At 59.3% G+C, this 26,656-nt stretch carries 27 protein-coding genes; 11 read left to right on the top strand and 16 right to left on the bottom strand.

The genetic code is table 11. From position 1 onward, the window contains the following. Positions 1-17 precede the first annotated feature (17 nt). A complete protein-coding gene (gene rpsA, locus JH15_RS16130) occupies positions 18-1,694 on the top strand; it encodes a 30S ribosomal protein S1 (RefSeq protein ID WP_043532201.1) in 1,677 nt (558 codons plus the stop codon). Positions 1,695-1,946: 252 nt separating this feature from the next. After that, entirely contained in the window at positions 1,947-2,333 is a 387-nt protein-coding gene (locus tag JH15_RS16125; RefSeq protein WP_043532199.1) for a histone-like nucleoid-structuring protein, MvaT/MvaU family, read from the top strand. Positions 2,334-2,416: 83 nt separating this feature from the next. Here JH15_RS16125 and JH15_RS17630 read toward each other — a convergent pair whose 3' ends face one another. Then, entirely contained in the window at positions 2,417-3,283 is an 867-nt protein-coding gene (locus JH15_RS17630; protein ID WP_052384187.1) for a helix-turn-helix transcriptional regulator, read from the bottom strand. A 618-nt stretch (positions 3,284-3,901) separates the two neighbouring features. Here JH15_RS17630 and JH15_RS16115 point away from each other — a divergent pair. From JH15_RS16115 to JH15_RS16105, 3 genes are all read left to right on the top strand, one after another. Beyond that, positions 3,902-4,207, top strand: a complete 306-nt coding sequence (locus JH15_RS16115) for a hypothetical protein (RefSeq protein WP_043532196.1) — start codon at positions 3,902-3,904, stop codon at positions 4,205-4,207. 128 nt (positions 4,208-4,335) lie between these two features. Further along, positions 4,336-5,328 (top strand): phosphoribosyltransferase family protein, encoded by a 993-nt coding sequence (locus JH15_RS16110; RefSeq protein ID WP_197053350.1) that lies wholly within the window; start codon positions 4,336-4,338, stop codon positions 5,326-5,328. 89 nt (positions 5,329-5,417) lie between these two features. Further along, positions 5,418-6,461: a hypothetical protein gene (locus tag JH15_RS16105; protein WP_043532195.1), complete on the top strand. Its 1,044-nt coding sequence runs from the start codon at positions 5,418-5,420 to the stop codon at positions 6,459-6,461. Between the two features lie 55 nt (positions 6,462-6,516). Here the strand turns inward: JH15_RS16105 and JH15_RS16100 are convergent, their stop codons facing one another. The 5 genes from JH15_RS16100 to JH15_RS16080 are packed head-to-tail and all read right to left on the bottom strand — an operon-like array spanning position 6,517 to position 11,413. Beyond that, on the bottom strand, positions 6,517-7,743 hold the full coding sequence (locus tag JH15_RS16100) for a metal-dependent hydrolase family protein (RefSeq protein WP_043532193.1): 1,227 nt from the start codon (positions 7,741-7,743) through the stop codon (positions 6,517-6,519). Between the two features lie 31 nt (positions 7,744-7,774). Beyond that, complete coding sequence (locus JH15_RS16095) at positions 7,775-9,082, bottom strand: TRAP transporter large permease (RefSeq protein WP_043532191.1); 1,308 nt, start codon at positions 9,080-9,082, stop codon at positions 7,775-7,777. A 10-nt stretch (positions 9,083-9,092) separates the two neighbouring features. Then, positions 9,093-9,593, bottom strand: coding sequence for a TRAP transporter small permease (locus JH15_RS16090; protein ID WP_043532189.1), 501 nt, complete (start codon positions 9,591-9,593; stop codon positions 9,093-9,095). Beyond that, entirely contained in the window at positions 9,590-10,219 is a 630-nt protein-coding gene (locus JH15_RS16085) for a TetR/AcrR family transcriptional regulator (RefSeq protein ID WP_043532586.1), read from the bottom strand. Before JH15_RS16085 ends, JH15_RS16090 begins: the two co-directional genes overlap by 4 nt. A gap of 57 nt (positions 10,220-10,276) precedes the next feature. Continuing rightward, the gene (locus JH15_RS16080) at positions 10,277-11,413 is read right to left on the bottom strand and encodes a C4-dicarboxylate TRAP transporter substrate-binding protein (RefSeq protein ID WP_043532187.1); all 1,137 of its coding nucleotides are present in this window, start codon (positions 11,411-11,413) and stop codon (positions 10,277-10,279) included. A 169-nt stretch (positions 11,414-11,582) separates the two neighbouring features. On the opposite strand from JH15_RS16080, the gene JH15_RS16075 reads away from it, so the two are divergent. After that, positions 11,583-12,305 (top strand): AzlC family ABC transporter permease, encoded by a 723-nt coding sequence (locus tag JH15_RS16075; protein ID WP_043532185.1) that lies wholly within the window; start codon positions 11,583-11,585, stop codon positions 12,303-12,305. Further along, positions 12,302-12,613, top strand: a complete 312-nt coding sequence (locus JH15_RS16070) for an AzlD family protein (RefSeq protein ID WP_043532183.1) — start codon at positions 12,302-12,304, stop codon at positions 12,611-12,613. The genes JH15_RS16075 and JH15_RS16070 overlap by 4 nt, the downstream gene beginning before the upstream one ends. A 38-nt stretch (positions 12,614-12,651) precedes the next feature. Here the strand turns inward: JH15_RS16070 and JH15_RS16065 are convergent, their stop codons facing one another. The 10 genes from JH15_RS16065 to tmpA all read right to left on the bottom strand — a co-directional run bounded on the left by JH15_RS16065 (position 12,652) and on the right by tmpA (position 22,924). After that, on the bottom strand, positions 12,652-14,103 hold the full coding sequence (locus tag JH15_RS16065) for an aldehyde dehydrogenase family protein (protein ID WP_043532181.1): 1,452 nt from the start codon (positions 14,101-14,103) through the stop codon (positions 12,652-12,654). 45 nt (positions 14,104-14,148) lie between these two features. Further along, a complete protein-coding gene (locus tag JH15_RS16060) occupies positions 14,149-14,877 on the bottom strand; it encodes an ABC transporter permease (protein WP_043532179.1) in 729 nt (242 codons plus the stop codon). Between the two features lie 9 nt (positions 14,878-14,886). After that, positions 14,887-15,591, bottom strand: a complete 705-nt coding sequence (locus JH15_RS16055) for an ABC transporter permease (RefSeq protein WP_043532177.1) — start codon at positions 15,589-15,591, stop codon at positions 14,887-14,889. A 98-nt stretch (positions 15,592-15,689) separates the two neighbouring features. Further along, positions 15,690-16,460 (bottom strand): transporter substrate-binding domain-containing protein, encoded by a 771-nt coding sequence (locus JH15_RS16050; RefSeq protein ID WP_052384206.1) that lies wholly within the window; start codon positions 16,458-16,460, stop codon positions 15,690-15,692. Positions 16,461-16,547: 87 nt separating this feature from the next. Next, positions 16,548-17,336: an ABC transporter ATP-binding protein gene (locus tag JH15_RS16045; protein WP_043532174.1), complete on the bottom strand. Its 789-nt coding sequence runs from the start codon at positions 17,334-17,336 to the stop codon at positions 16,548-16,550. Between the two features lie 31 nt (positions 17,337-17,367). Further along, positions 17,368-18,573 carry a pyridoxal phosphate-dependent aminotransferase gene (locus JH15_RS16040; protein WP_043532172.1) on the bottom strand — a complete coding sequence of 402 codons (1,206 nt, stop codon included), beginning with the start codon at positions 18,571-18,573 and terminating at the stop codon, positions 17,368-17,370. A gap of 44 nt (positions 18,574-18,617) precedes the next feature. Further along, on the bottom strand, positions 18,618-19,559 hold the full coding sequence (locus JH15_RS16035; protein WP_043532171.1) for an ABC transporter substrate-binding protein: 942 nt from the start codon (positions 19,557-19,559) through the stop codon (positions 18,618-18,620). Between the two features lie 34 nt (positions 19,560-19,593). After that, the gene (locus JH15_RS16030; RefSeq protein ID WP_043532583.1) at positions 19,594-21,186 is read right to left on the bottom strand and encodes a 5-guanidino-2-oxopentanoate decarboxylase; all 1,593 of its coding nucleotides are present in this window, start codon (positions 21,184-21,186) and stop codon (positions 19,594-19,596) included. After that, a complete protein-coding gene (locus tag JH15_RS16025) occupies positions 21,186-21,764 on the bottom strand; it encodes an HD domain-containing protein (RefSeq protein WP_043532169.1) in 579 nt (192 codons plus the stop codon). Before JH15_RS16025 ends, JH15_RS16030 begins: the two co-directional genes overlap by 1 nt. Next, complete coding sequence (gene tmpA, locus JH15_RS16020; protein ID WP_043532167.1) at positions 21,761-22,924, bottom strand: 2-trimethylaminoethylphosphonate dioxygenase; 1,164 nt, start codon at positions 22,922-22,924, stop codon at positions 21,761-21,763. Before tmpA ends, JH15_RS16025 begins: the two co-directional genes overlap by 4 nt. Positions 22,925-23,082: 158 nt before the next feature. On the opposite strand from tmpA, the gene JH15_RS16015 reads away from it, so the two are divergent. From JH15_RS16015 to JH15_RS16000, 4 genes are all read left to right on the top strand, one after another. Then, the gene (locus JH15_RS16015; RefSeq protein WP_043532165.1) at positions 23,083-24,096 is read left to right on the top strand and encodes a GlxA family transcriptional regulator; all 1,014 of its coding nucleotides are present in this window, start codon (positions 23,083-23,085) and stop codon (positions 24,094-24,096) included. A gap of 132 nt (positions 24,097-24,228) precedes the next feature. Beyond that, entirely contained in the window at positions 24,229-25,107 is an 879-nt protein-coding gene (locus tag JH15_RS16010) for a beta-keto acid cleavage family enzyme (protein WP_043532163.1), read from the top strand. Positions 25,108-25,124: 17 nt separating this feature from the next. Beyond that, entirely contained in the window at positions 25,125-26,099 is a 975-nt protein-coding gene (locus JH15_RS16005) for a 3-hydroxyacyl-CoA dehydrogenase NAD-binding domain-containing protein (protein ID WP_043532162.1), read from the top strand. Beyond that, positions 26,099-26,575 (top strand): thioesterase family protein, encoded by a 477-nt coding sequence (locus JH15_RS16000; RefSeq protein WP_043532161.1) that lies wholly within the window; start codon positions 26,099-26,101, stop codon positions 26,573-26,575. Before JH15_RS16005 ends, JH15_RS16000 begins: the two co-directional genes overlap by 1 nt. Positions 26,576-26,656 lie beyond the last annotated feature (81 nt).

Genomic DNA, 26,656 nt, shown 5'->3' with positions numbered 1-26,656 from the left:
GATCACGTAGGAATATCATGAGCGAAAGCTTTGCTGATTTGTTTGAACAGTCTCTCCAGGACATCAACATGGAGCCGGGCGCCATTGTCATGGCGACGGTCGTCGACATTGAAGGTGATTGGATCATCGTCAATGCCGGTTTGAAGTCCGAGGGTCAGATTCCCGCTGCCCAATTCCGTGACGACAATGGCGAACTGACCATTGCCGTTGGCGACGAAGTCAAAGTCGCCCTGGAAGCCGTCGAAGACGGTTTCGGCGAGACGCGTTTGTCTCGCGAGAAGGCCAAGCGCGCAGAAGCCTGGAAAGAGCTGGAAGCGGCCTTCGAGAAAGAAGAGATCGTCAAAGGCGTGATCAACGGCAAGGTCAAGGGCGGCTTCACTGTCGACGTGGCCTCTATCCGTGCCTTCCTGCCGGGTTCATTGGTCGACGTTCGCCCGGTGCGCGACACCGCACACCTCGAACACAAAGAGCTCGACTTCAAGGTCATCAAGCTCGATCCCAAGCGCAACAACGTTGTGGTTTCTCGCCGTGCCGTGCTCGAAGCCGAGAACAGTGCCGAGCGTGAAGCCCTGCTTGCCACCCTCCAGGAAGGCCAGCAGATCAAGGGTATCGTCAAGAACCTCACCGACTACGGCGCGTTCGTGGATCTGGGTGGCGTCGACGGCCTGCTGCACATCACCGACATGGCCTGGAAGCGCATCAAGCATCCGAGCGAAATCGTGGCCGTCGGCGACGAGATCAACGTCAAGGTCCTGAAGTTCGACCGTGAGCGCAACCGCGTCTCGCTGGGCCTCAAGCAGCTGGGCGAGGATCCCTGGGTCAACATCAAGGATCGTTACCCGGAAGGCACCAAGGTCATGGCCCGTGTCACCAACCTTACCGACTACGGCTGCTTCGCCGAGCTGGAAGAGGGTGTCGAAGGCCTGGTCCACGTCTCCGAAATGGACTGGACCAACAAGAACATCCACCCGTCCAAGGTCGTTCAGGTCGGCGACGAAGTGGAAGTCATGGTGCTGGATATCGACGAAGAGCGTCGTCGTATCTCCCTGGGTATCAAGCAGTGCACCACTAACCCGTGGGAAGACTTCAGCTCTCGCTACAACAAGGGCGATCGCGTTTCAGGCAGCATCAAGTCGATCACCGACTTCGGTATCTTCATCGGCCTGGAAGGCGGTATCGATGGCCTGGTGCACCTGTCCGACATCTCCTGGACCGAGACTGGCGAAGAAGCCGTTCGTCAGTTCAAGAAGGGCGACGAAGTCGAAGCGGTCATCCTGTCGATCGATCCTGAGCGTGAGCGTATCTCGCTGGGCATCAAGCAGCTCGAGAACGATCCGGTCTCCGAGTTCCTGGCCGTCAACGACAAGGGCGCGATGGTTACCGGCCGTGTCGTGGATATCGATGCCAAGGAAGCCCACGTCGAGCTGGCGACCGATGTCGTCGCCGTACTCAAGGCGTCTGAAATCAGTGCCGACCGCGTCGAAGATGCGCGTAACGTGCTGAACATCGGCGACAGCGTCGAGGCCCGTATCATCGGTGTCGACCGCAAGAACCGTGCGATCAGCCTGTCCATCAAGGCCAAGGATCAGGACGATACACGTCAAAACATGAAGAAGCTGCGCGATGAGAGCTCCGAGAGCAGTGGTGCGACCACGATCGGCGATCTGATCAAGCAGCAGATGGGCCAGGACTAATAACCTTTTAATTAGTCAGGTTTCATCGAAACGCCGCCCCTTGGGGCGGCGTTTTTTATGGCCTAAGCATAACCGTCGGTGATTTATTTGTAGTCAGTTGCGTGTTCTGTCGTCTTTCTAATCTGCTTGGGGTTGCCTAAGTTGTAATTTTTACATTGTGGACTATGTTATTCCTCGCTATCCTCTTGGCAAGTTAAACTGAAACAGTGACAATAGCTTCGCATCCCAATTGCACTCGGTTAAGGAAAGGTAATGTCTCTACTCAGCGAATATCTCCAGCAGGAGCAACAGCTAAAGCAGTTGAACGAGAAACTGCAGCAGCTTCAGAACGATCCCCGTCTCAAGGCCGAACTCGAGTTCAAAGAGAAACTCGAGGCGCTGATGAAGGAATTCGACAAGAACGCGTCTGACGTGATCGAGTTACTCGATCCCAAAGGCGGCTCTAAAGCGTCTGCTCCGAGCAATGCTTCTGCATCCAGCTCAGGTGGACGTCGCAAGCGCAAACTGAAGATCTACAAGAACCCCAATACGGGTGAAGTGGTAGAAACGCGCGGCGGTAACCAGAAGACCCTCAAAGCCTGGAAAGACGAGCACGGCAACGACACCGTCGAATCCTGGTTGGTACGCGTAGAAAGCTAAGTCCTCGCCATGACGAGTTAGCACTATAGTGCAGTACCGTAAAACACCGCCTTACTCAGGCGGTGTTTTCTTGTATGTAGTGGCTAATTCAGCAATCGTTTGCTAACGCGGGCGCCACTTGCCGGTGCTGCCAAAGGTAGGCGAACTTCAAACGTGCCTTGGCCCAGGGCATTCACTCCCTCATCGCGCCATACGAGCTGCAAGGGCGCCCCACTGATACGCTCTTCCTGCTCGGGCAGGGCCTTGGTTAGCAGATAGTTCAGGATCGACCGTAACTCGCTTAGCGCAGTGGCATCTACGCTGGCATAGCGATAGGTAGGCAAGGGTATGGTGCGAAAAAGAAGGGGGGCTGCCAGTTCATCGGCAATATCGGCCTCGACTTCGACACCCATGTCGGCGGTGGAGAAGTCATTATCGCTATTGAAGCCATAGACGATGCCGATCGTCCGTTTACGGCGAAGTTTCTCGGGTAACACCTCGAGCGCTTCGTGGGAGAGTAGTTCGTCGGGCAAGGTACGCTCATCGTTTCGCTTGGCATAGAAGCGTGTAACGATCCCTTGCTTGGCCTGGGCGTGATCGATTGTCACTTCATATTCATGGCGTAGCTGACTCCGTAGCTTCTGGAGCCGGCTTTGTTCTTGTTCTCGGAAAGTTCTGGGGCTCACGTTGTGGTGCCTGAGAAACGCTCGTGAGAAAGCCGAATGATTGCGATAGCCACACTTAAAGGCGATATCGTTGATGTTGAGCGGGGTATAGCTCAATAGCAGCGTTGCCTGATCGAGGCGTAACTTATCGCGATAGGCACTCGGAGACAGGCCGAAGCACCGTTTGAAGTTGCGACGTATTTGTGAAGCAGAGTACCCTAGCCGCTCTGCCAGTTCTTCAATTCCCTGCTGTGTATCCAGCCGCTCGTGCAGCCAGATTTCAGCCCGCATCATGTCATTGATCATTACGGCCCCTGCGCGTCACGTATCTTCCATGCGATATCTAATCGGCAATGGCACTTTCAGGGCGTTTTCTAGTTATCGAATGGCTCCTGCTAGACCACTAATTACGGGGTCGCCGTTCCTAAGGCAAGTTCGGCTAATTCAAATGAGCGTTTGAGCACAGTTTCATTGCGCCAGATCAATTCTGTCAGGGTTTACGGACGGTACGGTTGGCTCGGCGGTAGGGGGATCAGGTAGGCCTACTGATTGCGCAGAGGATCTGCGCTCTACGGGGGCGACACGCTGGGGTGTAGCTGAGCACGGCCCGGCGATCCGGCTAGTGCTGCGCGAGGGTTGGCGCTCCCGCAACGACACCGACCCACCCGCAATGGCGCCTATAGTTTCGCCAATGCTAACAAACGGGTTATACTGATTGCACACGTCCCCGCTCACCATCAGGTGGATCCTCATGACGGCGGACGACCTGCGCCACGCACTAACGCCTGCACGGTTCTGCTGTCCTCAGCGCACTATCTACGCCCAGGCATGCTTAGTAGTCAGCAAGTCATTGCGTGGTTCGCATATTTAGAATGTCGGCTTTCATTAAACGAATACCGTTATTCATTCATGTAAAAGGCGCCAATGAAGCATAAGAATGCCCACACCCACGTAGACGAACGTGAAAAGCTGCGTAAGTTTCGCGAACTGGACGATGCCTTCGCCCAGGCGCTGAACGAGCTCGAAGGCAAGCCGACACCCAAGCCCGAGGCTGAGCCACCCATGCCTTCCATCGAGCAGGACGATGAATTGGCGGCAAGGCGCAAGGAGCGCGAGCGTGAGGCCCTGTTCGAGCGCCGTGTGCAGGCCTTGATGGAAGAGTATGCCTTGCCCCGTGAATCCGTCGCCACCCTGATGCGTACGCTGCTGGAGCTCGGCAAGATCGCCTGAGTCAATAGCAGGATTTCGGCTGAGTCTTTTGGTTCTCGCCCCAGGCCATGTGCAATGGCATGATCGTCCCGGCACCTGTTTTACGCAATGTTACATTATTGTTGCTGGCAAAGGGCGAGGCGCAAACCATGAACTACAAATCCTACGGTGACTTGAGCGAAGACATTGCCGCATCCCTGTATCGCGTTCAGGGTAAAGGCTACGACCTGGTCGTTGGCATTCCCCGCAGTGGCATGATCCCGGCCAGCATGATTGCCTTGGGCTTGCATATCGATGTGGTGGGGCTCCCCGATTTCATTGCCAACCAAGCGCTGAATACCCGCTTGCGCAGAAACGCTGAAGGGCAGCCCAGCACCGCGTGGGAGGCGAAAAAAGTTCTCCTCGTCGATGATAGCGTGCTGACAGGGCGCACCATGCAGCAAGCGCGGCGGGCCATCCCTGACGGCTGCCCCTGCACGATCGATACCCTGGCAATCTACGCCGACCCCAAGGGTAAGTCGCATATCGATATTGCCTTGGCCACGCTGGAGGCGCCCCGCGCTTTTCAATGGAACCTGTTCACCCCTGCGCTGCTCAGCCAGGCGTGTGTCGATATCGATGGCGTGTTGTGTGTCGATCCCACCGCTCAACAGAACGACGACGGCGATAAGTACGTTACCTTCCTGAACAGTGCTGAGCCGCTGTATCTTCCTGCCGGTCGGATCGGCTGCCTGGTGACCAATCGGCTCGAGAAGTACCGTAGTCAGACCGAAGCGTGGCTGCAGCAGCAGGGCATCGACTTCGACCGCCTGGTGATGCTGGATCTCCCCTCGAAGGCGGAGCGTCAGCGGCAGGGCGTTCATTCCACGCACAAGGGCCTATTCTACAAGCATTCCGATTACCGCTTTTTCATCGAGAGTGAAGCAAGGCAGGCCGCCAGTATCGCCAAGCTATCAGGCAAGGCCGTGTATAGCTGCGAAGATAATCGCATCTACACGGCAAGGGATGGCGCGCCCGCTGGGGCGGCAAGACGTGGCTACGCGAAACGCCTTCTGCGTGTCATGAAGCGGATGGTCCTGGCCGGCTTCCCGCGTCCGCTCAAGGCGTCGTTGAAGGCGAGATGGAAGCTCCATAAGGTGTAATCGGCAAGCCTTGGCGCGGTGTGTCCCGCATATCGACTACAGTGCAGGGGACTGATTCGATATTTGCAGCAAGAGGGGCATTCCCGGCCATGACGCACGCCAAGATTCTGCAACAAGGCACCATTCACTGTTTTCCGGAAGGCCTTCGGGACGACCAAGGTAAACTGGTCAACGCCGAAGTGTCCGCCGTCTTGTATGACGGCAAGCGACTTATCCTGGCCAGCGATAAGCCCATTCCCGGCGAGGCTCGCTCAGCTGTCTTTGCCATGCCCATGCAAGCAAGCGGCCCCGACGACAGCCAACTCGAATATTTCACCGCGCCCCTGATCAAGCAAGCGGTCAAGTATGAAGACTTTGCCCTGACCGCCGATGGCCGTCACGTTTTGGCCACCACCGGCTTCGACCGGATCGACGAGGCCAGTCACGATCTCAACGCCTATAACCATCTACTGATCTGGCCCTTGGGCGAGCCGGAAAAGGTGCAGGTGGTCGATCCGGATCCCCGGGACGGCGTGGAGGGCTCCCTGGAGCTACGTAACAAGCTCGACCAGGTGATCGGCTACCCGTATTACAAGATCGAAGGGCTGGCAGCCATTCCCGGTAAGCGCGGCGACGGGCTGCTGTTATTCGGCATTCGGGAGCAGGGCGCTGCCCATGACGATTTTGACTACGTCAGCCGGCTAGTGGGGGCCCACTACGAGGTCAATGATAAGGGCAATCTTGTCTTCGTCGATGAGATGCAGGAGCACTATGCATTCGACCCCAACCATCATGAGGGCGTGCGGTTCGAGTGTGGCCTGTCGAGCCTGGAGTACGATCCCTATCATGCGCGACTGTACTTGGTGACCAGCTTCGAAACCGAGGAAAAGGGCATCCCGCACATTGGGGGTTACCTCTGGGTGATGAGTTTCGAAGACATGGACGCCGGCAAGTTACCGACGTTGGTGACGACAGAAGGGGACATTCCCCTTGAGTTCGAACACAAGGCGGAAGGCCTAGCCGTGCTGGATCGAGAGCGGCTATTTGTCGCCTACGATAACGATCGGCACATGGGGCTGGGCAGCGTCGACGAGCGCGATGAGCGTCACGCCTGCGAGGCGCCGTATACGCTGCTACGGGTGCAGTTGGATTGAAATTCCTAATCCCTCGCGCAGATCCCTGCGCGAGGGGTGCTGGGGCTCCTCAGCGTTACAGCATATCCTTGTAGACATTGCCTGCTTTCATGATTAGCAGTAGCTGCTCATCCGGGCGGGTCAGCACGGTAATATCCTCGAGTGGATTATCCTTCAGAACGAGCATGTCTCCACGGGCCCCCGGGATAATCTCGCCGAAGTCGCCAGTATGGCCGTAGGCATCTGCAGCGTTGCAGGTGGCAGTGCGGATCAGCTCATCCGTCGGCACGACATCCTTGCGCAAATTGAATTCGTTGAGCTGATGACGCTGCATCCTACCCAGCAGATCAGAGCCGTAGAGCATTTTCACGCCATAACGTTGGGCCATCTCCAGGGCTTTGCCACCGGCTTCCAGCACATCGAAGACCTTGCGCTGAAGATGTTCGGCCATCCCAGCTTCAACGCCTTCCTTGGCCAAGGCGTCGTAGGTGGCCAGTGTCGGGGTCAGGTAAGCGTTATGCTCGAGGAATAGACGACAGCTCTCTTCATCCATCAGGTTGCCATGCTCGATGGTCTTGACGCCGCGGGGGATCAAACGATTGATGGCGCGCGCCGTATAAGCATGGGCCATGGTATGAATGTTGGCCGCCGTGGCTTCCTCGACAATGGCATCGATCTCTTCCAGCGAGAACTGGGTGCTGTCGATGCGGTCGGTGGGTGAGGCGACGCCACCGGAAGCCATGATCTTGATCTGAGTGGCGCCCTTGCGGATTTCGTCGCGTGCCGCTCGACGTACCTCGCTGACCCCATCACAGACACGGCCGAGCCCCGCGCAGCAGAAGCAACCCTCGAAGGTATTCTGCCCCGGGCCACGCATATCGGCGTGCCCGCCTGTCTGTGACAGGGCTCTGCCAGCGTACATGATTCGCGGCCCGATCAGGCTATCTTCATCAACCGCCTTGGCCAGGCCATAGTCCGCACCGCCGGCGTCCCGCACGGTGGTGAAGCCACGCATCAGCATGCTTTCGAGCAGTTCGCTGGATTTGGCACCGACGTAGAAGGGTGAGAGCGTTTCCAGCAGTGCAAAGTTGGGCGTAATCGCCGTGACATGAACGTGTGAATCGACCATGCCAGGCATCAGGTAACGTCCCTTCAGATCGATGACCCGGTCATCGCTTCCTTCAAGCGGCGTGCTGCTGACCTCGACGATACGGCCATCCTGAACGCGTACCTGCTGTTCGGCGAGGACTTTCCCGTTGCGGGTGTCGATCACGTTGGCATTGATCAAGCGTGTCGTAGTCATTGGTTTTCCTTGATGTTATTGATGATGTCACTCAGAACATCTTCTGGGGCAGATAGAGTGAAAGGGCAGGGATCAGTACGATCAGCAGCAGGGCGACAATGTCCATGGCCAAAAACCATGTCACACCCTTGAAGACTTCAGACAACGTGACGCTCTTGCCCAGCGCTCCCTTGATCACATAGACATTGAGGCCAATCGGTGGGGTGATCAGTCCGACCTCGAGCAGTTTCACGACGATGATGCCGAACCACACCAAATTGAGATCCGCGCCCTGAACCAAAGGCAGAATCAGCGGCAGCGTCAGCAGTAACAAACCGATGGAATCGATGAACATGCCGAGGACGAGATAGATCAACGTGACGGCAAAGATGATCCACCAGGTCTCCGTGCTGACGCTGAGGATCAGTTCTGAGAACGCTTCCGGTACGCCGCTCATGGCCAAAAAGCGCGTAAAAAAGAGCGAGCCGATCAGAATCAGGAAGATGCTGGCGGTACTCACGGCGGTACGTATCAGTGCTTCCTTGATGGCTGCCATTGTCAGGGAACGGCGCGCCAGGGCAATCAGTGCGGCAATGGTCGTGCCCACGGCACCGGCCTCGGTCGGTGAGAAAACCCCCATGAAGATGCCGCCGAGAACGGCCCCGATCAGCAAGGGTAACGGCCAGATGTTCTTGAAGGCGTCCCACTTTTCCTGCCACGTGGAGCGCACGTCACTATCACCGGCCAGGCTGGGATTGAGCTTGGTACGCACCATGATCATCCCGATATAGAGCAGGGCGGATACCACACCGGGCAGAAAGCCTGCCATGAACAATTGGCCCACCGAGACTTGAGCATACACCCCGTACAACACCAGCAATACGCTGGGTGGTATCAGTGAGCCCAGGGTACCCGAGGCTGCGATGGTCCCGGTGGCCAGCCCCTTGTCATAGTTGTGCTTGAGCATTTCCGGCACGGCGATACGCGACATGGCCGCCGAGGTGGCCACACTGGAGCCCGAGGCGGCAGCGAAGAATGCCGAGGCCATCACGCTGGAAACCGCCAACCCCCCGGGCAATCGCGCCAGATACAGGCGCATCGCCTGGAACAGGCCCTGGGTCATGTCCGTCGTGGTGCATAGATAGCCCATGAACAGGAACATCGGTGCCGCGGTCAGCTCCCAGGTCCCGGCGAAGTCGAATGGCGTCGCCGAGATCATTCCCCACGCTACGCGCATATTGGTCATTTCACTGATGCCGAAGATCGACACCAGACCCAGGGCGACGCCGATTGGCACGCGCAGGGCGATCAGGGCCAAGGCAATGGCAATGCCTGCCATGCCTATCTCGAGATTACTCATGTCGGGACTCCTAAAGCGCTTGGCGGAGACGCAGCGCCTTGGTCATGTTGGCAAGGATGGCCAGGCACATGGCGGCAAAGCCGACCGGTAGAGCCCAGCGGCTAGGCCACAGGTAGAATTGAAAGTTGGCCATGGCGGTTTCAAGCCTGGTGGTAGCGCGCAAGGCATCCAGATAGCCCTGATAACAGAGCATGCCGAAATAGAGCAGGCCAAGGCTGCAGGCAAACAGGTAAAACGCCAGTTGTACCGGGGCAGGAAATCGGCCGACCAATACATCGACGCTGATATGCTCTTGCTGGAGTTCGACGTAGGCCAGCGGCAGAAAGACCACCGCGACCATGTAGTAGAACGAGACCACTTCGAGGGTGCCGACAAACGTCGTCCCGAATACATAGCGCAGGGCCACGTCCAGCGAAACGTGCAACGCCATCAACACCAGAAACAATGACGCGAGCACGAGGGCACTCTTGGCCAGCCATTGGCTAGTCGTCTCGATCAGCTGGGCGATCATGTGGAGTTTCTCCTGACGGTGTCCGAGGTGGAATACCCCAGGTCGACCAGGGTCTTCCGCCAGAACACCAGCATGTCATGGTAGAGTTCGGGGTCGTCGCGCCAGATACTCTGTGCGCCCATGCCACGCATCATGCAAAGCGTAGCGTTGAGAGCGACGCGCTTCTCATGCGAGCTATGCTCGGCACTGGCGACCAACTGCTCCCAGATATGTTCGAGCGAGGCATTGAACGTGGCCGCCAGCGGCATCAGCACCTCCATGATGGCGGGGTCGGTGCGTGCCGTGGTGAGGTACTCCAGGGTTACCATGTACATGTCGCCCTTGAAATGTTCGTGCAGGGCCAACAGCAGGGTGTCAAAGTCGAGATCCCCTGCCTTGACGCGCATCGCCATCTCTCGAACGCTATCCACCTCGCGGTTGAGCAGGTCGTCCAGCGTGGCCTGCATCAGCGACTCCTTGGAAGGATAGTGATGCATCAGCGCCCCCCGTGAGACGCCAGCCTTGCGGGCGACGTCTACCGTCGATGTGGCGCGAATGCCTTTCTCGAGAATGCAATCGATGGTCGCTTTGATAACCCGGGCCTGGGTCTGGCGCGAACGTTCCTCTTGGGTCTGGCGAAGGGTCATGCCGAGCTCTCTGTTGACGACGGCCATCTCAGGGAGATGGCCTGGGTTCGATCGGTATCAGTAAATACCGTAGTCAGCCGGGAGCTTATCGAATATCTCCTTCATCGCCAGCTCGGCGAGGGCGTCTTCGTCTTCACGATCGACCTCTGCAAGCAAGTCTTCCCACTTCTGATAGGTCGCCAGGAAGTCGTCGATCAATGCCTCGGGCTCCTCGACGCCATACTGTTCACGCGCGGTGTCGTAGACGTTTTCCAGGGATTTCTCGCGGAATTCGACGACCGATGCCATCAGATCTTCGCCAGGCTCGTAAACGTTATTGCCGTAAGAGATTGCCTCTTCCAGCGACGCGTCAGCCGTGGCCAGGTACTGGACGATCATGCGAGTCATGGCCTTGGCCGTGGCTTGCTTGAAGACGTCCCGGTGCTCATCGGTCAGACCGGCCCAGAAATCCGAATTGAAGCCCCATTGCGGACCCGACCAGTACATGCCGGTCGGCAGCAGGGTGGTGTGTTCGGCGACTTCGTACAGCGAGCGGTCGATGAGATCGTTGGCAGCGTTGGTCGCACAATCCAGGGAGCCACGATCCAGGCCGCTGTACATTTCGCTGGAAGGAACGTTGACCGGAATGCCGCCCGCTTGCTCGACCCAGGCCGAGACGGTTGAGCCCGCCGTGCGGATGCGCTTGCCGCGTAGCTCGTCGAGCGTGCGTACCGGCTCGCGGCAGAACAGCACATAAGGAGGCGTGTTGTAGGCACCCAGATACACGATATCCAGCTCTTTCCACTCCTCGAGCTGGATGGGGTTGTTCAAACTGAAGTCGGTCACGGCAAGGATGCCGTTAAGCGGGTCGGCAAAGTTGAAGCCCAGTTCCTGAACTGCATTGGCGACCGGCATCTCGGACGGGGTATACACGGCGGCATGGTGTGCTACCTGGACGATATTGTCCTGAATGCCTTGTAGGCTGGCTCTTGGTGCCAGCAAGACCGTGCCGGTGTAAACGTCGGGCTGCAGTTCCCCATTGGAAAGCGCCTTGACCGTCTCGGCCCACTCGATGTAGCCGTAGCGGGAATGAGGGTGCTGCTGGTCATAAAACGAATTGGCGATGAATGAAGTGGACGCCTGTGCTGCAGGCGCCAAGACGGGGAGTGTCAGCGCAGCGACAGCCACTGTCAGCGCATTGCGGGGAAACGTCATGTTGATCTCCAGGCCGTAACGATCGGCGCTTGTTGCTCTTGTGTTTGGAATCTGGATTGCACGCACCTAATGACATACGCGCTGAATTCAACCTAAACTCTATGCAATAAAAAAACAAGCAGGTCTGTTTGTTTTATTGTATCAACGCTTGCTTGGAGGTGCGTAGAGTATGGCTGCACACGAGAACAGCGTCCGCCTGGATGGACAAGGCACCTGGCGGGGCATCCGCATGATGCTGCCCTTGGCCGCGTTTACGGTGGCGTTTGGCCTCGCCTTTGGCGTGGCTTCCGTACATCGTGGCCTGGCCGACTGGGAAGCCATGCTGATGAGCCTGTTCGTATTTGCCGCGCCTTCCCAATTCGCCGCGTTGGAGCTATGGCCCGCGCCGGTGCCCCTGTTGCCCTTGGCTGCCATTACGTTGGCCATCCATACTCGCCACATGTTGATGAGCGCGGCGCTCTACCCCTGGCTCGAGCCGCTTCCGCGCCGCAAGCAATTCGCCATGGTCATTTTGTTGACCGACTCCAATTGGGCCATGGCATTGGGCGAATATCATCGCGGCGAGCGTAACCTGGGCATTCTTCTGGGGGGTGGCATCGCGCTATGGAGTGCCTGGGTGATCGGCACCGCCTTGGGGTTAGCCTTCGGCGGCGGAATCACCGAGCCCGAACGTTTCGGGCTCGACGTGATCATGCTCTGCTTCCTGTTGATGATTGTGGTTGGCAGCCATCCGCGCGCGATCATGGTTTTGCCGTGGCTCGCAGCTGCAACGAGCGCCTTGTTCGCCTATTGGTGGTTGCCGCCCTATCTGCACGTATTGGTGGGCGCCTTGACAGGGGGGCTCGTCGCGGTGCTCCTGCCGAAGCAATGGTTTGGAGCCGACGCCTCATGAATCCGGCCATGGTGTGGCAGTCGCTGGTCGCCATCGGCACGATGGTCTTCATTGCCTACGGTTCACGGGTGCTCGGACTACTGGTCATGGCCCGCGTGCCTCTGGGTCCTCGGGTCAGGCGTTTTGTCGATGCCATGTCGAGCTCGGTGTTGATCGCCGTCATCACGCCGATGATTGTCCACGGCGATGGCGGCACACGCCTGGCAGCGTTGGCGGCAGGGGGCGTGGCGATCGCCTGGCGCAGCCCATTGCTCGCCATCGGGTTGGGGATGGGCAGCGCGGCCCTATGGCGTTGGTGGTTTGGTTGAGCGTTAACCGAATCTCTTTTCAAGGGCTGGGTAGCATTTCAATGGGCAACCGGGCCGATGACATGTTTGGTCTCTTGATAGGCCGCCAGGCCCAGAGGCCCAAGCTCGCGACCGATACCGCTGGCTTTATAGCCTCCCCAGGCCGCCTGGGGGGGCGCCACCTGGTCGGTGTTATACCAGACATTGCCGGCCTGGAGTTGCCGCGCTATCCCTCTGGCGCGTTGTGTATCACCACTGATGACGGTAGCGGCCAGGCCGAAAGGACTATCGTTAGCCAAGGCGATGGCGTCCTGGTCTGAGCTGACGCTACGGGCGCAGAGCACCGGGCCGAAAATCTCTTCTTTCCAGAGTCGGCTAGTGGTAGGTACATCTCGGTATAAGGTGGGTGCGATGAAAAAGCCCTGCTTAGGGAGTGTTCGATGACGTTCATCCCGCACGGCATCGAGCTGCTCATTTTTGGCCACCGCAAGATAGTTACGTACGGCATGCCATTGCCTGGCGCCCGAGAGCGGGCCCATTGAAGTGGTACGATCCAAGGGGTCGCCCAGGGTAAGCGCATCGATCTTTTCGCCGAGGAGCGCATAGAGCGGCTCGGCAAGTGACGAATGCACGATCAAGCGGGAAGTTGCGGAACACATCTGGCCGGCATTGAAACAAATTCCGTTCATGACCCATTCCGCGGCTTGTTCCACATCGGCGTCATCCAATACCAGAATGGGCGACTTACCACCCAGCTCCAGCGAGATATTTCGGATACCGTCTGCAGCGGCGCGCATGACCTGCTCGCCCACCCGGTTGCTGCCGGTGAACGAGAGCTTATCGATGCCCTTATGCTGAGTCAGCGGGATGCCGACGTTTTCTCCGTCACCGTGCACGAGGTTGAAGACCCCAGGCGGCAGATCGATGGCTAGCATGATCTCGGCAAGGGCCTGCTCGGGCAACGGTACGATTTCGGATGGCTTGAGGATCACAGTACAGCCTGCCGCCAATGCAGGCGCGAGTTTCCAGGCACTCGTCACCAAGGGGAAATTCCAGGGGATGATTAGCCCGACCACGCCAACGGGATCCTGATAAACGCTTGCAGTGATGCCATCCATTTCCAAGGCGACAGGGCGGCCTTGCCGGTCATCGAGCTCACGTGCCCGTTCACTGTAGTAGCGATAGCAGGCGATGGCATCATCGAGATCAATTTCAGCTTCGCTGATGGGCTTACCATTATTACGCGACGATAGCTCGACGAGTTCGTCGTAGCGATGCTGAAGTTGATGGGCTATCGCTTCCAAATACGCTGCACGACGCTGACTGGGTAACCGGCTCCACTCGGGCAAGGCCTGGCGAGCGGCCTGTACTGCGGCCTCGACATCGCTGGCATCACCGACAGTGACCTCGGCAATCTGCGTTTCCCGATACGGGTCACATACGGGCAGGGTGCGGGTGGCCTGGCTGCGCACCCAGCGGTTTCCGATAAATTGATGAATGAGCTGTTCCACACGTGTCCTTATAGAGATGACTAAGTAGCTGAAAGAATAAAGGGGCTAGCCTGGCAACAATCGCCGTTGGGCCTTGGCCGGCTGAACACCGGGAAAGCGTTGTTCGATGATGCGCATGGCCGTGGTCAGTACCAGCGTCATGGCTATGTAGATACCCGCGATGAGAAGGAGAGGCTCATAGACGAGGAACGTTTCATCGCGCACCAGGTTGGCCGCCTTGAGCAAGTCCATCATGGCAATTGTCGACACCAGAGGAACCGACTTCAGCAGGAGGATCATTTCCCCGGTGAGGGTCGGCAGGCAGAGCTGAATGGCGCGAGGGAGCCACAAGCGATAAAGGATCTGCCACCGCGATAGGCCAAAGGCCCGTCCGGCGGCCAGCTCACCGCTCGGTACACTCAGCAAGGCACCGCGAATGACTTCCCCCGAATAGGCGCCGACGCTTAGCGTGAACGTCAAGGCGCCGTAGAAGAAAGGGTCGCGCAGCATGGGCCAGAACAGGCTCTCTCGGATCCCCGGGATCTCGGGAAGCAGGCGACCCACGCCATCGTAGAAGAAAAACAACTGTACCAGGAGCGGAGTACCACGAACCACGGTGGTTATACCCCGCACGAACCAGGCAACGGGCTTGGGCCCATTCAGCTGCAATAGGGCGAATATGACCGCCAGCACTAGCCCCAGGGTGCCCGATACCCCAACCAGCGCTAGCGTGTTGAAGAAGCCCGTCCACAAATACTCTTGATAATACGGGTCAGTAATCCAGGTAAAGTTCATAGCACGCCCTTAGTTGCCGGGTTGTCCACGCCGCACATAACGCTCGGCCCACCCAAAGAGCACGTTCGAGCCAAGCGTCATGACGAGGTAGAGGGCGCCGGCCACGGCATAAAAGAGAAAGTAAGATCGAGTACTTGCCGCCGCCTGTTGCGCTGTAAAGAACAGCTCTTCAAAGCCAATCACGCTGATCAGCGCTGTGTCCTTGACGAGTATCAGCCAAAGGTTGGACATGCCCGGCAGGGCATTGGGCAGCATGGCGGGAATGACGATGCGATGAAAGCGTGCCCAGCGGCTGAAGCCATAGGCGTCGGCCGCTTCGAGCTGACCGCGGGGTATCGCCAGGATGGCGCCGCGAAAGACCTCGGTCATGTAAGCGCCCTGAACGAAGGCGAGCACGCCGACGGCGCTGATGAAGCCGCTGATCTCGAGTTGGCTCTGCCAGCCCAGCGCGCCCAGCACCATATTCAGTGCCTGGGTTCCGGCGTAGTAGAGCAGAATGATCAGCAACAGTTCTGGCACGGCACGCACCAGCGTGGAGTAGAAGGCGGCCAGCGCCTGTATCGGGCGGTAGGGGCTGAGCCGAGCGGCTGCCCCGACCAGGCCCAGGCCCAGGCCAATGACGTAAGCCAGGAGCGCAATTTCTATCGTCACGAGCGCGCCCTGAAGAATGGGCCCCGCCCAATCCATCAGCCCTTCGTTCTGATAGTGATCCATGAGGGGATTCTTTAGTTATGGTATTCGAAGCGTCCGGCCGAGGCCGGACGCGTGCCAGGGGGCGGTGCTGGCTACTGCACATGCCAGCGACCGGGATATCAGCTACCGCAAATATCGGTGCCGAAATATTCCTGCGATAGATCGGTGCAGGTGCCATCTTCCAGGGCCTCGCTGATGGCCTGGTTCAGGCGCTGCCTGAGATCGTCGTCGCTCTGGCGAAGACCGATGCCGACGCCTTCACCGAACGCCGCGTGGCGCGGGGCCGTGGCTCGGATTTCATATTCGGAAGCCTCGTCCCGCTCGACCAATTCGGTCATGGCTACCTTGTCGGCAAGAATGGCATCGACACGTCCGGCAAAGAGGTCGCGATTGGCCTGTTCCTGCTGGTCGTAGATCTTGATCTCGACCCCGGTATCCCTCAGCTCTCGACGTGCATACGTCGCGTTTGTCGTGCCCCCCTGTACTCCAAGGAGCTTGCCGTCCAGTCCCTCGGGGATGTCGAACGAGTCGCTCTTGGCTGCCACATAGGCGCTGGGCGTGAAGTAGTAGGGGTCGGTGAAATCGATGACCTCCTTACGCTGCTCGGTAATGGACAATGAATTCATGATCATGTCGATCTTGCCTGAATCCAGCGCCGCGAATATGCCGCTCCATCCAGTCGGGGTGATTTCGCATTCCGCCTGCATCTTTTCGCAAAGCGCCTGGCCCAGTTCGACCTCGAAACCGGTCCAGCTACCGTCGGAGCCCTTGAAGGTGAAAGGGGGGTAGGGTTCAGCAGAAATACCGATCTTCAAGGGGTCGGCCGCTGCGGTAGTGAAGGTGAAAGCCAGGGCAGTCATCCCTACGGTCTTTAGAATTGCCTGTTTCATCGTCATTTTCCCTATCGTTATTTTATCCATGCGGGGTCGACCGCACGGAGGAGCTGGATGCTGGGAAAGCCCCGGCATCACAAGACGTCATGCCACGCTGGACAAGAACTGGCGGCACCGGTCGCTGCGTGCCTGCTCGAAGACCTGCTGTGGCGAGCCCGCCTCTTCCACATGCCCTTGATGCAGAAAGACGATTTCGTTCGAGACCTCCCGGGCAAAGCTCATCTCATGGGTTACCAACAGCATCGTGCGGCCCTCCCCAGCCAGGCCGCCGATCACGCCAAGTACCTCGTTGACGAGCTCGGGGTCGAGGGCAGACGTCGGCTCATCGAATAACAGCACGCGCGGTTCCATGGCCAGCGCGCGGGCGATCGCCACACGTTGCTGCTGGCCACCGGAGAGAAACGAAGGGAAGGCGTTGCGTTTGTCCGCCAGCCCGACCTTGGCGAGATAATGCTCGCCGCGCTCGATAGCCTCGCGCCTTGAAAGGCCATGAACGCGAAGCGGGGCTTCAATGACATTGCCCAGCACACTCAGGTGCGGCCAGAGATTGAATTGCTGGAAAACCATGCTGACCTGGGAACGCAGTTTGTGAACCTGGCGCCGGTCGATTCCGACATTGTCGCCTTGAGCGTTGCGCTGAAAACGTATGGCTTCATTGGCTATCGTCAATTCGCCCCGATCGGGGATTTCCAGTAGGTTCATGCAGCGCAACAGGGTGCTTTTGCCTGAGCCGCTGGAGCCGATGATCGAAACGACGTGCCTGTCGGTGACGCTGAGCGAGACATCATGAAGGACAGGAACTTCGCCATAATGTTTTTGAAGGTGGCGGGCATCGACCGCCAGCGTCTTGTTTTGTCTTGTTGTGTTATTCATAAGCAGTCTATGGATTCAATGAAGAAGCAAGTCATAGGATCCCTTGTGTTATTGAATCGGTCTCAGAGCAGGCTTGAGCGTGGGCCTTGATGCGTCGACACGCTTCGCGCAGACGATCGGCTTCAACCGTGAGGCTCAGGCGGACAAAGCCCGCAGCGGAGGGACCGAACGCTTCGCCAGAGAGCAGCGAGACGTTCTGCTCATTCAGCAACTGATCCGCAAAGGCCTGGGCGGAAAGCCCGGTACGCCGGATATCGATCATCATGAACATGCCGGCAGAAGGGCGAAGCACCTCCAGGTTTTCTGTACCTGCTAACGCCTGGCAAACCACGTCGCGGCGCTGCTGGTAGGTCTCGCGCATGGTGCGCAGCTCCTGAGGCGGGTACTCCAGCGCCGTGCACGCCGCGTCCTGAATGAAGTCGGGACTACCGTAGAGCATGCACAGCGCCAGGTTGCTGACATGCTGGATCAGCGCTTCGGGCCCGTTGACCCAGCCAATCCGCCAGCCCGTCATGGCGTGGGATTTCGAGAGGCTACTGATCACCGCGGTACGCTCGGCCATATTCGGTAGGCTGGCAGGGCAGATGTGCTGCCCCTCGTAGATCAGCTCGGCATAGACCTCGTCCGAGATCATCCATAAGTCATGGGCCTGGCACAGATCCGCCAATCTGCCCCAGTGCTCACGCGTCAGGCACTGGCCCGTCGGGTTATGCGGACTATTGACCAGTATCGCTCGCGTGCGGGAAGTGACGGCGGTTTCGATGTCCTCCAGCCGTGGCTGAAAATCGGCCTCGGCCCGCAAAGGGACACGCACCAGCGTGGCGCCCGCGGCCTGTAATGCGGCCTCGTAGGTCACATACATGGGCTCGAAGACGATGACCTCATCCTCTGCATCAAGCAGGCATTGGGCCACGGCATATAACCCGCACTGCGCTCCCGCCACGACCGCAACGTTCTCAGCGGTGGTGGCGGGCGTCCCGGCCACCTCGCGGTGGTGTTGTGCAATCAGCTCGCGAAGACGCCGCTTTCCTTGTACGTCCGCATAATGGGTCGCACCATTGCGAAGGCTAGCCACGGCGCTATCGATGATCGGCTCGGGCGTGGTGAAATCCGGGTCGCCGACCGACAAGATGATGACATCCTCGCCCTGAGCCTGACGATCCAGGGCACGATAGTGGATATCCCAGGCAGCGGCACCGTCACCAGCAATACGTGTCGTCAAACGAGAAAAGCGCATTCAGGCTCCTCAAGAGTAAGCAGATCGAATCGGTGAGCCAAAGACTACTGGAGGCTGGCCTTTACCGCGTCGAGGCCGGGTTCGCCCTCTTTGGTGGTTACGCCTTCCAGGAAGCTGGCGAGCTTGTCCGGGTTTGCCTGCAGCCACTCCTTGGCAACGACGTCGGCATCGCGATCTTCCAAGCCGTAGCCCTGGATGAATTCACTTTGATCCTCGGCGGTGAGCACGAACTGATCGAGGAGCTGAGACAGGTTGGGATTGTCTTCGCTGAACTGCTTGTTGACGATGGTGCGGATATCGCTGCGACCGTTATTCTCGCCATACACCCCTGCAGGATCGTCGAGGATATGCATGTCGTACTTGATGGCCATCCAGTGTGGGGTCCAGCCGTAGAAAGCGATCCAACGACCCTCGCGAGAGGCCGCTTCCACCTCACCCAGCATGCCTGGCGTGGACGATTCGACGATGTTCCAGTCACCCAAGCCATAGACATCGTTGTCGACGGCGTCGTTGATGGTATCGCTGACTGTCGATCCGCTTTCGATCGAGTAGTAGCGGGTGTCAAAACGCTCGCGGTATTCAGGCTGATCCAACTGCTCGGCGCTGGTAATGCCCGCTTCATGCACATAGCCGGGGACGGCGAAGCCCATCTGGGCGCCGTTGACGTTGTTACCCATATCGACGATGGCGCCGCTGGCCATGGTGGCGTCATAGCTAGCCTTCTGCGACGGCATCCAGCCCGCCAGGAAGACATCGCTTTCACCGTTCTTCAGGGCGCTGTATCCCACGGTGCTGCTGACTTCCTGGCGGTCGTTGTCATATCCGAGGGGCGCTAGGATCTGCGCCAGGATTTCCGTCTTGACGGTAACGCCGGGCCATGGCGGAACGACGAATCGCACCTCAGAAGCGGTATCGGTGGGCGCAGCCTGGGCATGCAGGGGCAGGACGACCAGACTGGCTACGATCAGGGATTTGCATCGTTTCATCAGGATTTCCTTAGTTATTATGCGTGTTCTCTTATCAGATGCTGGGCCAACGTTCGGCCTGCACTTCAATCACGGTCGGTACGCGCCTCGATTGAGAGGCAACCAATGCCTGTGTCAACGCTTCCGGTGTCGAGACGGACTCGCCGTGACACTGGAATGCCTCGGCAAGGGCATTGAAACTCGGTGCCGGCAGATCCACGCCGAGGCGTGTCACTCCATCCATGTCCATGTATCGACGTATCTCGCCGTAGCCATCGTTGTTCCAGATAACAATGGCCAGGGGCAAGCCGGCTTCGCGTGCCGTGGCAATCTCGGCGAGGGTGAACATCAGGCCACCATCGCCGACCAAGGCGATGACGGGGCGATCCGGCGTGGCTAGACCCGCGCCGATGGCGGCAGGCAAGCCATAGCCTAATGTGCCGTAGCCGGTTGCGGCATTGAACCAACGCCGCGGGGCGGGCATGTCCATCAGGTAATTGCCGGCATAGACCGGCCCGGTGGAGTCTCCCACGATGGTGGCGTCGGGTAGTGCCTGACGCAGGGTCTCGAGAAATTGGGCATATGGCGCGACATCGTCTGCGTCACGTATCGCCAGGGCGCTGCGTACGGCCTGGGCGCGCTGGCCCCCGTGTCGCGTTTGCGAATCGGGAAGGAAAGAGAGCAGATCGCGCACGAATGTCGGGACGTCGGCAAGAATGGCGAGATCCGCCGTATGATTCCGCGCCAACTGCTGCGGATCGATATCGACACGTATCAGTCGGCCTGTCAATTTAAACCCGCCATCGAAGACCAGGTCGTAGTCGGTCTCGCCGAGCTCCGTACCTAGCGCCAGGATCACATCGGCCTCGGCCGCCAGACGCCTTCCCGCCGGCAAGCTGGCACACGCTCCCAGATCCAGCGGATGTCCAATACCCAGCACGCCCTTGGCGTTGATCGTGGTCATGGCAGGAGCGTCGAGCCGCTCGACAAGCGCCCTGGCCGCCTCGGCAGCGTCGACACAGCCACCGCCCAGCAGCAGCAGTGGACGGCTGGCCCCACGCAACCATGCGCTGGCCTCCTCAAGTGCTGCCTTGGGGGCGGCGGGCGGATGGACGCGGGGAATCTTGATCGGTGGTGGGGCCATGGGCTGGGGCATGACATCGAGCGGAATCTCGATATGTACCGGGCCGGGCCGGGCGCTGCGAAAGACCGCAAACGCGCGGTTGAGTATCTCGGGTAATGCCTCGGCACTGTGCAGGGTATGGCTGAACACACTGACCCCAGCCAGGGTTTGCTGCTGACTCGGCAATTCATGCAGCCGGCCCTGGCCCCGGCCTAGCGTGTCACGCCGGTTGACGCTCGAGATCACCAGCATGGGAATGGAATCCGCCAATGCCTGGCCCATGGCGGTGGCGATATTGGTCATTCCCGGGCCGGTAATGATGAAACACGCCGCGGGTTTGCCAGTGGCCCGGGCATAGCCATCCGCCATGAAGCCGGCGCCCTGTTCGTGGCGTGGCGTGACGTGGCGAATGGGACTGTCGCTTAGTCCGCGGTACAGCTCGACGGTATGCACCCCGGGAATGCCGAAGACCGTATCGATCCCGTGACCGTCAAGCAGGTCGAGAAGGTATTGGGCGCAGTTGATCACGAGGTTTCCTTGACGGTGAGGTTCTCGCCGAAGGGGGGGCGGGAAAAGATTCGCTCGACCATCGGCGTGAAATGCGAAAGCGGCAGCGTGTCGTAGCTTGGATCGAAGGCGACCTGGTCCCACCGATCGCAGAAATAGACGGTACGCTCATAGGCAGGATGGTCGCGGTACGCTTCGCGCGCGTTCGGATCCTGACCGTAGAATTCACGGTAGTGGTAGCCCTGAAACAGCTCATGATGCCGAATCATCCACACATTGAGTGGATCGACGAACGGCGCCAGAATGCCGGCGGCAATGTCGGCGTGGTTGGCAGGCGCCAGGTCATCGCCGATATCGTGCAACAGGGCGCACACCACCATCTCCTCGTCGGCGCCATCGCGTAGGGCGCGGGTGGCCGTCTGCAGGCAGTGCTCGTAGCGGTCCACGGGATAACCGTGATTGTCGCCCTTCAAGCGCAACAGGTGCTCGAGCACACGACGGCTGGCATCGTTCTGGTACGTCTGGAAATGAGCATCGATAATCGCCCAGTCTTCGGCGGTGCTCTCGTCGAATCGGGTGAAGGTCGCTTGGCTCATAGGGCATATCCTTGCTCAGGAGTGGCAATCGTGGCGTGTTGCTGAGGCGCGATCGTGCTGCGTAGCACCTGATGGCGACTAGCCGTGCTGTCGCGGTCGACATAGCCTTGGCGCATATGACGAATCCCGCCTTCGAGCTGGAAGGCGGTACGCCCATGCAGCAGCCGGTAATTGTCCATGATCAGCATTTCGCCCGGTGACAGTTTGAGCTGCACGGTCAGCGCGTCGGACGTGATCAATTGATAGAAGCGCTTGCGTGCCGCGTAATAGCGTTCGAGTGTGTCCGGATCATAAGCGGTCATGCGTTCGGTACGATTGGAGTAGCGTACCCGCGCCAGGCGTCCATGACTGTCGAGCTCGATCAACGGTCCTTCGCTCTCTAGATGGGTGGTGGCGTCCACGTAGCGAAAGGCCGGCGAGAGCTGGGTCAGGCATTCGAACGCCTCCGGCGACTCCTGCCTGAGTCGTTGCGCCGCCATGAAACCATCGGTCAGGGTGCTGTCACCGCCTTCGGCGGCATTGGTCAAACAATGCAGCCAGATGTACCCGGGAATCGGATCCCGGTACGGGTTGTCCGTGTGGGGCTCAAGACCTCGCTGCGTCATGGTCAGGTCATAGGCTTGGGCGACCGACTTCACGTCGGCAATGCCGCCCCAGTTGGTACGGCGCAAGGGGCCAATACGATCGATGAGCGCCTGCATGCCATCCTCTTCGCAGGGCACGCCTACGACACGCACGAAACCAAACCGACGCAGATCATCGAGCATGGCCAGAAGCGCAGCATCGCTTTCGAGTGCTGCGCCGAAGTTGGCCTCGGGCAAGGTGTCCAGGCTCGCATCCCAGAGCTGCAGGTCGTCGGTCAGTTCCTGACGCGTGGGCTTATCGTCACTCAGGAGCTCGCTGAGCGTGAATTGGGTAGAATGGCCGTCGCTGAAGTCGAGCTGCAGGGTGTCAACGCCGACACTGGCCTGGGTGATGGTCAGGTCGAGGGGCAACTGGGCGGCCTCGATCAAACGTTGGCCGGTCAGCTTGTCGAGCGTGGCCTCATCGGGGGCGCGTTCTCGAAGCCACAAGGCGGCAAATTCCCGCTCAACCCCGTTGCTACGAAGGGTAAGGCGACGGCCCTGACTGTTCACTGCGGCAACAGCGGATGATGACATGCGGGGCTCTCTCCACTCGTTATTCGTTGGCAATCGTTGTTCGGCGGCACCTGTCCTGCGTATGCAAACCACTGTAATTGCCGATTTCGCTTTCTACCCTAGGGTGTATGCCGCATCATGATTTGATGTTTTTGGCCATAGAGTAAACTTTTTTAGACATGAACAATGTCACCTCGAACGATTGGCCCTATCTCCGCCCCGACCTTCCGCCGGTACCCCGGCCCGGTGAGGCCGAGCATACGGTGAGTGTCTGGCTGTTGCCCAAGTTCTCGATGCTGTCCCTAATCTGTCTCCTCGAGCCGTTGCGTGTCGCCAATCGTTTCGGAAGAAAATTGTTTGCCTGGGAGCTGCTTTCGGCCACAGGCGAGGCAGTGGTGGCTAGCAACGGGGTACGTATCGATGTGGATGGGCCACTTGCTGCAGTCAGCCACTGCGAAATGCTGATGGTCATTTCCTCCTACGAAGCGGAAGCCACCGTGACCCCAAGCGACCGCGCCGTGCTGCGCCAGGTCGCCGCCCACGGTGCGCTGCTCGGCGGTCTGGATACGGCCCCGTTCATTCTGGCGCGAGCGGGCCTGTTCGAGCACCAGAAGGTCGCCTTGCACTGGGAAAGCGTGCCTGCGTTTCAGGAAGAGTTTCCGCACCTCGCCGTGAGCGAGGCGCGTTTCGAATTTACCGACCAGCGGCTTACCGGCTCCGGGGGGGCGGCCGGCATCGATATGATGCTGCAGTGGATCGAACACGATTATGGCCCGGCACTGGCCAATGCAGTGGGGCGACAGCTAATCCATAACCGGGTGGCCGATGAGGAAACCTGGGAAAACGCCCTGAGGCAGCAGTACGACCATCTACCCCGATCCGTGGCGGGCGCGCTGGCTATCATGGAGGCTCACCTGGGCCAAGCATTGACGATCCCAGAGATCTGTCGGCTCGTCGGGCAATCGCAGCGTCAATTGACGCGGCTCTTTCTGGCGCATTTGGGCATGCGGCCCAAGCAGTGTTATCTGGGCATGCGGCTGGACCAGGCGCGACGAATCCTCGCCGACAGTCGCTGCCGTGTCACTGAAGCGGCCCTGGCGACCGGCTTCAATCATCTGTCGCACTTCACCCGGGCCTACCAGGAGCGCTTCAACGAGCGGCCAAGTGTGACGTCTGAGCGCGGTACCACCTAGCGTATCGATAGGTTTCTCATAGTCGCTAAATGACAACAGCGCGGCGTTTCGCGTCAAGTCGCTCGAAGGTTGGCTTCCGACAATGTGTGTTTTGCGGCGCTAGCCGAATTCATTCCTGCCAGGAACGCCAACATGAACCGTGACGTCATTCTTACCTGCGCCATAACGGGGGCAGGCGACACCGCCAATAAGCACCCCGAGCTTCCCGTAACTCCTCGCCAAATTGCCGACAGCGCCATCGAGGCGGCGCGAGCGGGCGCCAGTATCGTGCACCTGCATGTGCGCGATCCCGAAACCGGTGGCATCAGCCACTCGACAGCTCATTTCCGAGAGGCGGTGTCACGCATTCGTGAGGCGGATATCGATGTCGTTATCAACTTGACAGCCGGCGGCGGGGGAGACTGGGTACCCCATCCGGACGATCCAACGCGCGGCGGCGAGGGCACGGACATGCAGACGCCGGCCGAACGCCACGCACCGATCGGTGAGCTACTCCCCGAGCTCTGCACGTTGGACTGCGGCAGCCTCAACTTCGGCGATACGGTGTACCTGAACACCGCCGACTGGTTGCGTGAACACGCGCGTCTGGTCAAGGAAGCCGGCGTCAAACCCGAACTGGAGTGCTTCGATCTCGGTCACGTCTGGTTTGCTCGCCAGCTGATCGAGGAAGGCTTGATCGAAGGCGACCCGCTGTTCCAGTTATGCCTGGGCATACCCTGGGGCGCCGAAGCGGATACCGAAACCATGCTGGCCATGCGCAACAAGCTGCCGGCCAACGCGCATTGGTCCGCCTTTGGTATCGGCCGTACCGAAATGCCGATGGTCGCCCAGTCGATCCTTCTGGGTGGCCATGTCCGCGTGGGGCTCGAAGACAACCTCTACCTCAGCAAGGGGGTCTTCGCCACCAATGCGCAGTTGGTCGAGAAGGCGGCCAATATCGCTGAAAATTTGGGCAGTCGAATCCTCACGCCTGCCCAGACACGCCAGAAACTCGACCTTCGTCAGCCCTGATCGGTAAGGAAATTCTCATGTTCCAGAATGCAACAGTCCCGTCACGGTTGGCCGTTATCGGCACGGGCGTGATTGGCAATGGATGGATCGTGCGCGCCCTGGCCGCCGGTTGCGATGTCGTTGCCTTCGATCCGGCGGCGAACGCCGAAGCGACAACCCGCGCGTTCGTCGAGCGGGCCTGGCCATCAGTGGCCGCGCTTGGCCTTGCCGAGGGCGCGGACCCCACCCGGCTGACGTTCGCTGCCACGGCCATCGAAGCCATCGACGGCGCCGATCTGATACAGGAGAACGTCCCCGAGCGGCTCGACATCAAGCACCACGTACTCGCCGAACTGGATGCCCATGCCCCCGACGATGTAGTCATCGGCTCGTCGACATCCGGCATCAAGCCCAGCGAACTGCAGACCGCCTGCCAGCGTGCGCCAGGTAGGGTGATCGTGGCACATCCCTTCAACCCAGTGTACTTGCTGCCGCTGGTCGAGCTCGTGGGTGGCGAGCATACCGCTCCCGCACTGACTGAGCGGGCGCGCAGCCTCTATCAAGGGCTGGGCATGCGCCCGATGGTGGTGCGCCGTGAAATCGAGGGGCATGTTGCCGACCGCCTGATGGAAGCGCTCTGGCGAGAAGCGCTGCATCTCGTCAACGACGGCGTGGCCACTACCGAGGAAGTCGATGCCGCCGTGGTCTATGGCGCGGGCCTGCGCTGGTCATTGATGGGCACCTACCTGACCTTCCACCTGGCCGGGGGTGATGCCGGCATGCGTCACATGCTGCATCAATTCGGGCCGGCCTTGAAACTCCCCTGGACTCGTCTCGAAGCACCGGAGCTGACCGACGAACTCATTGAGCGAGTCGTCGAAGGCTGCGAGCACCAGGCTGCCGGGCGAAGCGTCGCCGAGCTGGAAGCGCGCCGCGATGCCTACCTGGTCGAGCTTCTGGCCTTGACGCGCAAATATTGGCCCGAAGCCGAAGGTATCGAGGGCAGGATCTGATGGCGCGCGAATCTGCGGTTCATCTCATGCATACCCGGGTCGATCCCGCCTGGGTCGATTACAACGGCCACATGAACGATGCCGAGTACGCCCGGGTCTTTTCGCTCGGCGTCGAAGCGCTGATGGCGCGCATCGGTCTCGATGAATCGGGTCGCGAGCGTGAGCGGTATACGCTGTATACCCTGGAAACGCACCTCTGTTACCGGCTTGGTGCTTATGAGGGCGATCGGTTGACGGTCAGCGCGACGCTGCTGGACCACGACGCCAAGCGTATGCATGTGTTCTTCTCACTGTTGAACGAGGCACAGCAGGTCATTGCCACCAGTGAACAGATGCTGATGGGCATCGATTCCCAGCGAGGCAAACCCGCGCCGTTCCCCCGCGCCGTAAGCCAACAGCTCATGGCACTGCCTGGCTGCGAAAAGGCGGACTGGCCCGAGCAAGCGGGCAGACAAATCGGCATTCCGCGGCGCTAGCTGGTGCCTGTTTCCGCCTCGTAAAACATGAGACCCAGCCTCCTGTGCTGGGTCTCATTGCATACCGGCTATGCTGCCTGG

The organism is Litchfieldella xinjiangensis, from assembly GCF_000759345.1.
In the GTDB taxonomy this organism is placed as follows: domain Bacteria; phylum Pseudomonadota; class Gammaproteobacteria; order Pseudomonadales; family Halomonadaceae; genus Litchfieldella_A; species Litchfieldella_A xinjiangensis.
This window is presented reverse-complemented; position numbering and strand designations above follow the sequence as displayed.